At 38.9% G+C, this 12,118-nt stretch carries 11 protein-coding genes; 9 read left to right on the top strand and 2 right to left on the bottom strand.

The annotated features are described in order from the left end of the window. The first annotated feature begins 39 nt into the window (after positions 1-39). Both QWZ01_RS08145 and QWZ01_RS08140 read left to right on the top strand, forming a co-directional pair. Entirely contained in the window at positions 40-675 is a 636-nt protein-coding gene (locus QWZ01_RS08145; RefSeq protein ID WP_290322806.1) for an ABC transporter ATP-binding protein, read from the top strand. Next, the gene (locus tag QWZ01_RS08140) at positions 675-1,784 is read left to right on the top strand and encodes a hypothetical protein (RefSeq protein ID WP_290322805.1); all 1,110 of its coding nucleotides are present in this window, start codon (positions 675-677) and stop codon (positions 1,782-1,784) included. Before QWZ01_RS08145 ends, QWZ01_RS08140 begins: the two co-directional genes overlap by 1 nt. Positions 1,785-1,867: 83 nt before the next feature. Here QWZ01_RS08140 and QWZ01_RS08135 read toward each other — a convergent pair whose 3' ends face one another. Beyond that, entirely contained in the window at positions 1,868-2,287 is a 420-nt protein-coding gene (locus QWZ01_RS08135) for an acyl-CoA thioesterase (RefSeq protein WP_290322804.1), read from the bottom strand. A 131-nt stretch (positions 2,288-2,418) separates the two neighbouring features. Here QWZ01_RS08135 and QWZ01_RS08130 point away from each other — a divergent pair, with 131 nt between their 5' ends. The 7 genes from QWZ01_RS08130 to QWZ01_RS08100 all read left to right on the top strand — a co-directional run bounded on the left by QWZ01_RS08130 (position 2,419) and on the right by QWZ01_RS08100 (position 10,460). After that, positions 2,419-4,221, top strand: a complete 1,803-nt coding sequence (locus QWZ01_RS08130; RefSeq protein WP_290322803.1) for a M61 family metallopeptidase — start codon at positions 2,419-2,421, stop codon at positions 4,219-4,221. Between the two features lie 110 nt (positions 4,222-4,331). Continuing rightward, complete coding sequence (gene rpsO / locus QWZ01_RS08125; RefSeq protein ID WP_112571906.1) at positions 4,332-4,610, top strand: 30S ribosomal protein S15; 279 nt, start codon at positions 4,332-4,334, stop codon at positions 4,608-4,610. A gap of 124 nt (positions 4,611-4,734) precedes the next feature. Continuing rightward, entirely contained in the window at positions 4,735-6,870 is a 2,136-nt protein-coding gene (pnp, locus tag QWZ01_RS08120; RefSeq protein ID WP_290322802.1) for a polyribonucleotide nucleotidyltransferase, read from the top strand. Positions 6,871-7,040: 170 nt separating this feature from the next. Then, positions 7,041-7,313 (top strand): hypothetical protein, encoded by a 273-nt coding sequence (locus tag QWZ01_RS08115; protein ID WP_290322801.1) that lies wholly within the window; start codon positions 7,041-7,043, stop codon positions 7,311-7,313. 165 nt (positions 7,314-7,478) lie between these two features. After that, positions 7,479-8,147, top strand: coding sequence for a ribulose-phosphate 3-epimerase (rpe, locus tag QWZ01_RS08110; protein WP_290322800.1), 669 nt, complete (start codon positions 7,479-7,481; stop codon positions 8,145-8,147). A gap of 182 nt (positions 8,148-8,329) precedes the next feature. Further along, complete coding sequence (gene serC / locus QWZ01_RS08105) at positions 8,330-9,400, top strand: 3-phosphoserine/phosphohydroxythreonine transaminase (protein WP_290322799.1); 1,071 nt, start codon at positions 8,330-8,332, stop codon at positions 9,398-9,400. A gap of 109 nt (positions 9,401-9,509) precedes the next feature. Then, positions 9,510-10,460 (top strand): D-2-hydroxyacid dehydrogenase, encoded by a 951-nt coding sequence (locus QWZ01_RS08100; protein WP_290322798.1) that lies wholly within the window; start codon positions 9,510-9,512, stop codon positions 10,458-10,460. Between the two features lie 71 nt (positions 10,461-10,531). Here the strand turns inward: QWZ01_RS08100 and QWZ01_RS08095 are convergent, their stop codons facing one another. Continuing rightward, positions 10,532-11,932: an MBL fold metallo-hydrolase gene (locus QWZ01_RS08095; RefSeq protein ID WP_290322797.1), complete on the bottom strand. Its 1,401-nt coding sequence runs from the start codon at positions 11,930-11,932 to the stop codon at positions 10,532-10,534. Between the last annotated feature and the right edge of the window lie 186 nt (positions 11,933-12,118).

Genomic DNA, 12,118 nt, shown 5'->3' with positions numbered 1-12,118 from the left:
TGTTTGTAACATAGCCTGCCTTTTATTATCAAATTATCCATGCTGCAGTTTGTAAACTTTAAAAAATTATATGGAGGTTTTCCTGCATTAACAGTTGATAAATTGACTATTAATCCTGGCATATACTGGATAAAGGGAGTTAATGGATCAGGTAAAAGCACTTTGCTTAAATCGATAGCGGGTATACTGGCATTTGAAGGCGATATTTTGCTTAACAATAGCATCAGCATTAAAAAACAACCGGTAGCCTATCGTAAACTGGTAAACTTTGCCGAAGCCGAACCTGTATTTCCGGAGTTTTTAACCGGTAAGGAATTGATAGCGCTGTTTGCTCAGGCCAAAGATGCGCCAATAGGACAGGAGCAGCATTATATCAATACTATGCAAATGCAGAGCTATGTTGATAGGCCAGTTGGTACCTATTCAAGCGGGATGCTTAAAAAACTATCATTGGTGTTGGCGTTTATGGGCAAGCCCAGATTGATTTTGCTGGATGAACCCCTGATTACCATTGATGTGGCATCATTAAAGATACTGAATGGCTGGATAGCCGAACGTTATAACCAAGAGGGTACAAGCTTTCTGTTATCATCGCACCAGGCCCTTGAACATGCTGAGCTGCCAATAGCTCAAGAACTTTTGGTTGAGGAGCAAACACTAAAGTTTATATGCTAATGCAGCAGCCACTTACCAAAATATTGATCAAAGTATTTGCAGGTAGTTTTTATCAGGTACACGCAGGTATTTTATTTTTCGTATTTTTTATAATGGTAGGTTGTGTACCCGGTAATATGCTGCTTACGTATCATCAATCATTAATGCTGGGGATGACGAGCAGTACCGTTATGTTAGGTCTTGTTATGGTGGTGTGGTTAATGTATATCTTTAAAAGCTGGCATTATGTTACCGCGCAATTTTTTACAGCCGATAAACAGTTTTTATTTTACAGCAGCACTGCCTTAAGCAGGACTAAGCAACTTACATCCTGGAGTTATGCGCAGGCTGTTATTATGATGCCCGTTATTATTTATGCCTTGCTGTCTATTGCTGTAGGGGTAAGCCATCATTATTATATCCTCCCGGTTGTCATTATCATGTTTTTGATAAGTACTATTTGGTGCAGTGCCTTATTATATGTACGTGTCTTGAATCGCCTGGTTGATGGCAGCAACCAATCCTGGCTTTTGAGGTTAAGCGGCAATTGGCGTAAACCTTATTTTAGTTTGTACATCTATCATATCTTCGATAATAAAAAGGTGCCTTATTTTATTACTAAAGGCTTATCATGGTTAATAATTACTGGTGTGTTTTATCTGTTTGATGATGTTAAAACCGATTTACGCGTGGCTGGTATAGCTATGTTAGCCGTGGTTACGGCCCATATTGTTTTGGTATTTGAGGAGCGGCGTTTTGAGGAAACCTTTCTTGGCTTTTCGCGGAATTTGCCCTACCGCAGGCTCCAATTATTCTTAAATTTTACAGGCGTTTACTTTTTATTGTTGCTCCCCGAGAGTGTTTGGCTTTTCAGCAGATTTAGCCCCCTGATAGCTTTAGAATTATTATTGACAGGTTTAAGTATAATCATGCTATTTCATTGTTTATTATACTGGTTTGGCCTCAATATGGATAGGTATCTGCAATGGATCATGGGATTGTTCATAGTGCTATTCTGGGTAATCATGTTTCACCTGTTGTGGATTCTGATACCGCTAAATTTTACAATCGCTTTTCTATTCTTTTATTACAACTATTACAGATGCGAAGGAGTGATGAGTAAGAAATAGACTATAATTTGCCTGAATCAGAATTTGAGAATTTATAGAGTTAATGTTTATTCCGTAAATTCTGATTCAGACAAAAGTCATTATTATACCAAATAATGTTCAATAATATCTTCCGGAATTTTAGCACCGCGACCAGTTGCCATATCTATCATTACATAATCAAAATAGCCATCGCAGCAAACCTTGCCAGTTGCTTTATTGCTTAAACTGAATTTTACCCTGCATCCTTTTTCGTTGATGGTTTCAATACCTGTTTTTACAATAAAATAATCGCCCATGCCCAATGCGCGTTTGTAATCAACATGGGCTACACGTACTACCCAACCAAAGCCGCGCTCCATGAATTTTTCCATCGCCATACCATAGCAGCGTTCCATCTGATCATACCGGGCAGCCAGTACATAATCAAAATATTTGCTGTTATGCACGTGCTGAAACATATCAATATCATCAGGGCGTACACGAAATTCGGTTTCAAAGGTGCTATAAACAGGGATATCCATGGAGGCAAATATAAGGAGTTGTTAATTAGGTTGCCCGGATAATGGTTGATTACGTCGGTTGTTATTTTTATGGCTGATAAACTGTACATCTACAGGTTTTTCATATATTGGAAACATAACTGATCACTCATATGAAAATACTTTTTAAGGTATCCTTATTGGCCTTACTGTTAACACATCTTAATTTACTTGCTCAGCAAAAAAGTGTGAATATGCAATACTCCGTTACAATGGAAAAAGCGGCTGAGCACATGTATCATGTAGAATTAACCAGCAAGGTACCCGGGAAAATACTCGACTTTAAAATGTGTGCCTGGACGCCTGGGTATTACCAAATAATTGATTTTGCGGGTGCGGTTCAAAACTTCAGTGTAACCGGTGATAATGGCGCTGCCGTAAAATGGGAAAAATCTTCAAAAAACACCTGGCGTGTTTACAGCAATAATTCAGGTGCTGTTAAAGTATCCTATGACGTAAAGGCAACCGTTGCTTTTGTAGGTAATGTGTATCTTGATGAAACAAGGGGATACATCACTCCGGGTGGATTATTCATGTATCTTGACCAGGAGTTACAACACCCGGTAACTGTACAAATGAAGCCCTATAGCAAATGGACAGATCTTGTGGCGACCGGGTTAGATACCATACCCGGTAAATATCATGTGTATAAAGCGGATAGTTTTGATATACTATATGATAGTCCTTTTTTGATGGGTAACCTGGAAGTACTGCCTCCATTTTCCGTAAATAATAAGCCTCATAACTTTATTGGTTATAAATTGCCGGCATTTGACCGCCAGGGCTTTATGGATGATTTGAAAAGAATAGTAGAAACAGGAAGTAATATCATTGGTGAGATACCGTATACGCATTATACCTTTTTATCTATAGGTGCAGGCGGCGGCGGAATAGAGCATTTAAACTCATCGTCGCTTAGTTTTAGCGGTGGGGAGGGCTTTAATTCACCGGAGGCCCGTAAAAAGCTATATAATTTTATTGCACACGAGTATTTTCACCATTATAATGTAAAACGTATAAGGCCTGTTGAACTTGGGCCATTTGATTACTCGAAAGAAAACCACACTAATATGCTTTGGGTGTCTGAAGGTCTTACGGTTTATTATGAATATCTGATAGTTAGGCGAGCTGGTTTAATGACAGATGAAGATATGCTGAAAGATTTTCAGGGTAATATTCAAAATTATGAAAACAAACCCGGGCATTTTTATCAATCAGCTACACAAGCCAGTTACAATACCTGGAACGATGGGCCTAACGGGCGCGTGAATGACGAGGTTAACAAAACTATTTCTTACTATGATAAGGGGCCTGTGCTTGGGTTAATGCTTGATTTTAGCATTCGCCATTATACACAAAATAAAAAAACGCTTGATGATGTAATGCGTTTGCTTTATTATAAATATTATAAACAGCTAAAACGAGGCTTTACGGAGCAGGAGTTTAGGAATGAGTGCGAAAAAATGGCTGGCAGGCCTCTGCCCGAATTGTTTGAATATGCATCAACCGTAAAACCTCCAGATTATCCAAAATATTTTGCATACGGCGGACTTAAAATTGATACTACTGAAACAACTGTGTTTAATGCCTGGGCCGGTCTTAATTTAAAGTCAAAACATGATACCCTCATCATAACTTCAGTAGAACAGCAATCACCTGCTTCAAATAAAAATATAAAGAGCGGTACCCAGGTATTGGCTATTAATGGAGCAAAGGCATCACCTGAGTTGCTTAATCAAACGCTGGCTTCAAAAAAAGAGGGAGATGAACTTTTACTAACCTTGCAAAAAGGAGTTTATAAGCAGGATGTTACTATAATTTTAGGAAAGAAAACTGAGAAAACTTTTCGCATAACACCTATAGCAAACCCTGATGCTTTGCAAGCCGCTATTTATAAAAGTTGGGTTGGTAATTAGGTAAATACGGTATGCGGTAACTTCCTTAAAACTGTTTGCATATATCAAACACTAACGCTATCTTTGCACCTCAATTAATTAATCATTCACGCTTTAATATTATTCAAGTAATGTATTTAGGTAAAGAAGCAAAGGCAGAGATCTTTGCAAAACACGGTAAATCAGCTACAGACACAGGTTCTGCAGAAGGACAAGTAGCTTTATTTACAACCCGTATCGCACATTTAACTGGTCACCTGAAAAAAAACAAACATGATTTTTCAACCCAGTTATCGCTTCAAAAATTAGTAGGTAAACGCCGTGCGTTATTGGCTTACTTATACAAAAAAGACATTGAAAGATACCGTGCTATCATCAAAGCGTTACAGCTAAGGGATATCATTAAGTAAATCTCACTTTTTTTATTTAAAAGCCATCCTGTAAGCGGATGGCTTTTTTACTTTTGAAACAATATTCACACACATAAAACCGATGCGCTCCGAAAGATGAAAAGTGCATCACAAACAAAAAAAGATGAGTTTAAACGTAATTAAAAAGGTTATCGATTTAGGTGACGGCCGCACCATTGAGATTGAAACCGGTAAATTGGCCAAACAAGCTGATGGTTCTGTAGTAATAAAAATGGGTGATACCATGTTATTGGCTACAGTTGTATCATCACCGGAAGCAAAAGAAGGAGTTGATTTTTTACCTCTTTCTGTTGATTACCAGGAAAAATACGCTGCCACTGGTCGTATACCAGGTGGTTTTTTACGCCGTGAGGCACGTTTATCAGACTATGAGGTTTTGATCTCCCGTTTGGTTGACCGCGCTTTGCGTCCAATGTTCCCTGAGGATTATCATGCTGATACCCAGGTAATGATCTCCTTAATATCTGCAGATAAAGATATTATGCCTGATTGCCTTGCTGGTTTAGCGGCATCAGCAGCTTTAGCTGTTTCTGACATTCCTTTTAATGGTCCGATCTCTGAAGTTCGTGTTGCCAAAATTGATGGTCAGTTAGTAATTAACCCAACTTTAAGCCAGCTTGAAAAAGCAACTTTAGAGTTTATTGTTGCCGGTAGCGAGCATGACATTAACATGGTTGAAGGCGAATCAAAAGAGATTCAGGAAGCCGAACTTGTTGAGGCCATTAAATTTGCACACACCGCTATAAAATTACAGTGTTTAGTTCAAAAGGAATTAGCTGCTGAGGTTGGTAAAACTGAAAAACGTGTTTACAGCCATGAAAACAGCAACGAAGATCTTAAAAAAGCTATCTACGCTGCTACTTATGATCAGGTTTATGCCATTGCTTCTTCTGCATCTGCAAAAGACGAACGTGCTGCTAAATTCAAAGAAGTTCGTGATACATACATCGCTACTTTAGGTGAGATTGATGATGTTACTAAATTCCTTGCAAAAAAATACTACCACGATGTGGAGTATGATGCTATCCGTAACCTTGTATTAGATGAAGGTAAACGTTTAGACGGCCGTAGCACTACTCAAATTCGCCCTATCTGGAGCGAGGTTGGTTATTTGCCATCTGCTCACGGTTCTGCAGTATTTACCCGTGGTGAAACTCAATCATTAACTACCGTTACTTTAGGTGCTAAAGATGATGAGCAAATGATTGACGGCGCATTTATCAACGGATACCAAAAATTCTTGTTACACTACAATTTCCCTGGTTTTTCAACCGGAGAGGTTCGTCCTAACAGGGGTGCTGGTCGTCGTGAAATTGGCCATGGTAACCTGGCTATGCGTTCATTGAAACAAGTATTGCCGTCAGAGGATGAAAATCCATACACTATCCGTATCGTATCTGATATCCTGGAGTCAAACGGTTCATCATCAATGGCTACAGTTTGTGCAGGTACATTGGCGTTGATGGATGCAGGTGTTAAAATCAAATCACCGGTATCAGGTATCGCGATGGGATTGATCACCAACGAGATGGGTACTAAATATGCTATCCTTTCTGATATCCTTGGCGACGAGGATCATTTAGGCGATATGGACTTTAAAGTAACCGGTACAGCTAACGGTATTGTTGCTGTTCAGATGGATTTGAAGATCAATGGTTTATCATATGAAGTGCTAACCAACGCTTTAAACCAGGCTAAAGATGGTCGTTTACATATTTTAGGTGAAATGGCTAAAACCATTACACAAGCACGCGAGGATTACAAACCTCATGCTCCGCGTATTGTTACCATTAAAATTGATAAAGAATTTATTGGTGCAGTTATCGGGCCCGGTGGTAAAATTATCCAGGAAATGCAACGTGAAACTGGTGCTACCATCTCTATTGAAGAGAAAGACAATCAGGGTATCGTTCAGATCTTCGCTGATAATAAAGCATCTATCGACCAGGCTTTATCACGTATCCGCGCCATTGCTTCAAAACCTGAAGTAGGCGAAATATATGAAGGTAAAGTAAAATCAATTATGCCGTTTGGTGCATTTGTTGAAATTATGCCTGGTAAAGATGGATTATTGCATATTTCAGAAATTGATCACCGTCGTATTGAAAAAATGGACGGTATATTTGAAGTTGGTGATGAGGTAAGAGTTAAATTGCTTGATGTTGATAAACAAGGTAAATTAAAACTTTCCAGAAAAGCGTTACTACCTAAGCCGGAGTCTCCAAAGGCTGAAAATTAATTTTGATAAATTATAATAACAAAACCCTCATACCGAGGGTTTTGTTATTATAATCTTTTTTGCTTTAAGTTTTTTTCATATAAAGTAAAACAAAACAGCCTTAATTGAACTTTATTGTAGTTAACAGATAGTTGATAAAACCATAAAGTCCGATCCTGCTTGAAAATAAAATGACTCCTTCTACTAATGATCCTTTAGATTTTCTCAACAGCAATCCGCATGGGATACAATCGGGCTCGCAAACCGATCTGGTGCAGCTGTTGCTATATGAAATTATAAGAGTAAAAGAGTTAATTATATACTATGACTCCATCCCGAACGGAGGAGGTCAGCTTGGCTCATCTATATTAAATGAATTGGTTTCAGAGGCTTATAGCTCTCTTGTGAACTATGATACTGTACTGATGAAAAAGTACTACGATCTCTTGCTTAACTGCGATTAGTTCTTTCTTCTCTCAAAAAGGTTACCGTTTCTCCTTATGATATTCAGGAGCTTTGTATATCAGGAAAATATCTAAAGGCCCTGCTCATACACGACAATCCCAAAAGTTTACATTAAATTTATTAACTCTCATCTCAAGCAGACGGTAGGTTTTATATATTTGCGTATGAACCACTTAATAGCCCCATCAATTTTAGCTGCAGATTTTGCTAACCTTCAACGTGATCTGGAAATGCTTGATAAAAGCGAAGCCGATTGGATCCATGTTGATATTATGGATGGCATGTTTGTACCTAATATATCCTTTGGTTTCCCGGTAATGAGCGCTGCGAGAAAATATACCAGCAAACCGTTTGATGTGCATTTAATGATTGTTGAACCAGACCGCTATCTGAAAGCCTTTAAGGATGCCGGTGCTGATCGCATTACTGTTCATTACGAGGCTTGTCCGCATTTGCACAGAACGGTACAGGCCATTAAGGAGTTAGGTTGTAAGGCAGGAGTAGCGCTTAATCCGCACACACCGGTAACGTTGTTACAGGATATCATTGCCGATCTTGACCTGGTACTCATTATGTCGGTAAATCCTGGTTTTGGCGGACAAAAATTTATTGAGAATACTTACAAAAAACTCAATGACATTAAAGAGCTGAGCCTGCAGAAAAATCCCAACCTGATGATTGAAGTTGATGGTGGGGTAGATCAGCACAACATCACTAAATTGGTTGATGCTGGTGCAAATGTGTTTGTTGCAGGCAGTGCAGTGTTCTCGTCGGCCAACCCGCCGGCCACTATTTCCAATCTAAAATATCCTGAAAAGTTATTACAATCGTAATTAACACTATCAACTAAGTAGTATTAATTTAAAATTTGCAATCAAAAGGCTTTTTGTTGATTAATTGTATATTTTTTCAAAAAATGCAAATAATCTCTATATATTTTGTCAAATTAACTAACTTCGGCCCAACTAAATACGAAGTTCCTAATCGTAATCAGAACCTACAATTTGTTAACTATATGAAACATAATTTTGGTGCCGGACCGGGCATTTTACCTCACGAAGTTTTAAAACAAGCGGCTGAGGCGGTAATTGATTTTAATGGTACAGGATTGTCATTGTTGGAAATCTCGCATCGTTCAAAAGAATTTGAGGCAGTTTTAGATGAAGCTGTGAAGTTGGTAAAGGAATTATTTAATGTTCCTGAAGGTTACTCGGTATTGTTTTTACAAGGTGGTGCCAGCACGCAATTTGCTATGGCTCCTTATAACTTATTACCATCTACAGGTAAAGCGGCTTACCTGGAAACAGGCGTATGGGCCAATAAAGCTTTAAAAGAAGCTAAGTACTTTGGCGAAGTGGAAATTGTTGCAACATCAAAAGAGAGCAACTTTACATATATTCCTAAAGACTACACTATTCCTGCTGATGCTGCATATTTCCATATCACGTCAAACAATACCATTTATGGTACCCAATTACAGGAATTGCCTACTTCGTCACCAATACCGGTTGTTTGCGATATGTCTTCAGATATATTTAGCCGTAAAGTTAACGTTGCCGATTTTGGTTTAATCTACGCAGGCGCTCAAAAAAATATGGGCCCCGCAGGTGTAACCCTTGTAATTGTTAAGGATGATATTTTAGGCAAAGTTGATCGTAAGATCCCTGCTATGTTTAACTATCAAACGCAAATTGAAGGTGGTTCCATGTACAATACGCCTCCTTGTTTTGCAATATATGTATCTATGCTTACCCTGCGCTGGTTAAAAGCTAAAGGTGGCGTTGAAGCAATTGAGCAGGAAAACGTTACTAAAGCAAGAGTTTTATATGATGAAATTGACCGCAACCCATTCTTCAAAGGTGTTTGTGTTCCTGAAGACCGTTCACATATGAATGTTTGCTTTGTAGCTGAAAATCCTGAGCATGAAAAAGCTTTCCTTAAACTATGTGATGAAAGAGGAATAGTAGGCGTAAAAGGCCACAGAAGTGTTGGTGGTTTCAGAGCATCAATTTATAACGCATTGCCAATAACCAGCGTTTATGTGCTGATTGATGTTATGCAGGAGTTTGCTGAAAAAAATAAGTAGCCCCTTACCCCCAAAAGGGGAACTAAAAAAATTAATAACCTCCGGTACCTTTAGAGGTAAGTTTTAAAACTCCCCCTTTAGGGGGCCGGGGGGCTAAACTATAAATAGAATGATCAAAATATTAGCTAACGATGGTATAGATCCAATTGGAAAGAAACTTTTGGAAGATGCCGGTTTTTTTGTTGATACTAACAATATTCCGCAGGATGAATTGCCTGCTAAATTACAAAACTACGATGCTATTACCGTTCGTAGCGCTACTAAGGTTCGCAAAGCATTAATTGATGCTTGTCCTAACTTAAAAGTGATAGGCCGTGGTGGTGTTGGCATGGATAATATTGATGTTGAATATGCCAGGGAAAAAGGTTTAAGCGTTTATAACACACCAGCCTCTTCTTCATTATCAGTTGCTGAGTTGGTATTTGCAAGCTTATTTGGCGCTGTAAGATTTTTACCTGACAGCAATCGTAAAATGCCGGTTGAGGGTGGCACAAAATTCAACGACCTGAAAAAAGCTTATGCAAAAGGTATTGAATTGCGTGGCAAAACTTTAGGTATTGTAGGCTTTGGCCGTATTGGCCGTGAGGTAGCTAAAATTGCTATCGGCGTAGGTATGGATGTTTTAGCTTATGATCTTTTTGATTTTAACCCAGAGCTTGATATTGTTTTAGGCGGTGGTACAACTGTAAAAGTGTCTGTTAAAACTTCAACGTTAGACGAAATCATTAAAACTGCTGATTTTATTACTTTACATACACCATTTAGTGACAAAGCTCTTTTAGGTGCTGAGGAATTAGCTCAAACTAAAAAAGGTGTTGGCCTGGTAAATATTTCACGCGGAGGTTTGATTGACGAGTTGGCCTTGGTTGATGCCTTAAACAGTGGACAGGTTTCATTTGCTGCTCTTGATGTTTTCGATAACGAGCCAACTCCTCGTGAGGAAATATTGAAACACCCTAAAATTTCCCTTACCCCACATATTGGCGCTGCCACTAATGAAGCTCAGGAACGTATAGGAGTGGAGCTTGCTAATTTGATCATTGATCATTTTAAGAAATAAGCAAACATTTTATTGTATAACAAAACGGCCCGGATCAATCGATTCGGGCCGTTTTGTTTTGAGTTTAATATCTATAAGATATAAGCTACACCTTTTTCGGGTATGGTAACTGGGTAGCCATTCTGTTCCAGATCGGCGGCAAGTAATTGCATGGAAGTATCTTCACCATGCACCAGGAACACATTTTTTAATATTGATTTATCCTGTTGTTTTACGTTCTCCATCAGATCGGCGTGATCTCCATGGGCACTTAGTACATCTGTTTGTTTAATGGTGGCATAAACAGCCAGTTCACGATCTTTAATATGTACAATAGAATCGCCCCTTAATAAACGATGGCCAAGGGTTCCTTTAGCGCAATAGCCTATAAAGAGGATTGTACAGTAATAATTTTGAATGTTATAAAAGAGATGATCCTGTATCCGGCCGCCTTCCAGCATCCCTGCGGAAGAGATAATGATGCAGGGCTCATAGTAATTAGAGATCTGTCGGCTGTCTTTCAGGTTTTCTACATAAGTTAGGTTATCAAACTCAAATTCGTCGCCTTTATCTTTATAAAAATCCTGAGCGTCCTGATTTACCAGGCTGTGGTACTTTCTGAAAATACCCGTAGCCATGGTAGCCATAGGGCTATCTACAAAAACTTTTACTGGCGGCAACAAGCCTTCGCTAAATATTTTATTAAGTGAATAAACCAACGATTGGGTACGGCCTATGCTGAATGCTGGAATAATTAAACGTCCTTGTTCTCTTACACAAGCCTTATCAATAACCTCAATGAGGGTTTGTTCAACAGATTTATCCTTAGTATGATAACGGCCTCCGTAGGTTGATTCAGAAACAAGATAATTAACCGGTGGCAAAGCCTGTGGGTCATTTAAAACCGGATAATTTTTACGACCAATGTCTCCAGTAAACGCGATGGATTTTTCTTCACCATTTTCGGTTATTTTTAATACAGCAGCGGCTGCACCAAGCAAATGACCCACTGGGATAAATGTGAGCTCGATATTCCCATTAATGCGAAATGGACGGTTAAAGCCAATGGTAACAAAACGATCAACAGCGTCCATTACATGTTTTTGCAGATATAATGGCTGCGCTCCGCCTCCCGAATTGAATTTGCCCTTACCACGCCTTCTGTTGCCTTTATTTGCCTTGTTCATGAGTATACTAACCGAATCAAGCAATAATACCTCAGTAAGGTCGGCAGTGGGTGGGGTGCACAGTATCTGGCCGTTAAAGCCAAGTCTGATCAATGTAGGTAAGTTACCTGAGTGATCAATATGAGCATGGGTAAGTATCACCACATCAATATCCTCAGGCCTGAACGGGAAATTCTCATTATCCTGAATACTGCGATCTTTCTCATAATCTAACCCGCAATCCACTAAAATCTTATATCGGTCAACCTCCAGCAAATGCATGCTCCCGGTTACCTGGCGGGCTGCCCCGTGTATAGTTAATTTCATCCCTTACGTTGTACGCTCCTTAAGTTGTACGTGTTACGTATTACGTTGTACGTTAATTTAAACTTCAAATTATGCCTTGTTATTGCAGCACTTTACGATTGTAATATACTGATTTGGATGATGCGAATTTGCGAAATACACGATCACAAAATATATTTAACTTCCAAACCAGTTATTACATAATGA

It is taken from the genome of Mucilaginibacter aquaedulcis, assembly GCF_030409325.1.
Lineage (GTDB): Bacteria > Bacteroidota > Bacteroidia > Sphingobacteriales > Sphingobacteriaceae > Mucilaginibacter > Mucilaginibacter aquaedulcis.
The sequence above is the reverse complement of the archived record's forward strand: the minus strand, read 5'-3'. Positions and strand labels throughout refer to the sequence as shown.

Bases quoted from the DNA above. Each gene is read 5' to 3' on its own strand.
- QWZ01_RS08145 (WP_290322806.1), top strand. From the start codon at position 40: ATGCTGCAGTTTGTAAACTTTAAAAAATTATATGGAGGTTTTCCTGCA.
- QWZ01_RS08140 (WP_290322805.1), top strand. From the start codon at position 675: ATGCAGCAGCCACTTACCAAAATATTGATCAAAGTATTTGCAGGTAGT.
- QWZ01_RS08135 (WP_290322804.1), bottom strand. From the start codon at position 2,287: ATGGATATCCCTGTTTATAGCACCTTTGAAACCGAATTTCGTGTACGC.
- QWZ01_RS08130 (WP_290322803.1), top strand. From the start codon at position 2,419: ATGAAAATACTTTTTAAGGTATCCTTATTGGCCTTACTGTTAACACAT.
- rpsO (WP_112571906.1), top strand. From the start codon at position 4,332: ATGTATTTAGGTAAAGAAGCAAAGGCAGAGATCTTTGCAAAACACGGT.
- pnp (WP_290322802.1), top strand. From the start codon at position 4,735: ATGAGTTTAAACGTAATTAAAAAGGTTATCGATTTAGGTGACGGCCGC.
- QWZ01_RS08115 (WP_290322801.1), top strand. From the start codon at position 7,041: ATGACTCCTTCTACTAATGATCCTTTAGATTTTCTCAACAGCAATCCG.
- rpe (WP_290322800.1), top strand. From the start codon at position 7,479: ATGAACCACTTAATAGCCCCATCAATTTTAGCTGCAGATTTTGCTAAC.
- serC (WP_290322799.1), top strand. From the start codon at position 8,330: ATGAAACATAATTTTGGTGCCGGACCGGGCATTTTACCTCACGAAGTT.
- QWZ01_RS08100 (WP_290322798.1), top strand. From the start codon at position 9,510: ATGATCAAAATATTAGCTAACGATGGTATAGATCCAATTGGAAAGAAA.
- QWZ01_RS08095 (WP_290322797.1), bottom strand. From the start codon at position 11,932: ATGAAATTAACTATACACGGGGCAGCCCGCCAGGTAACCGGGAGCATG.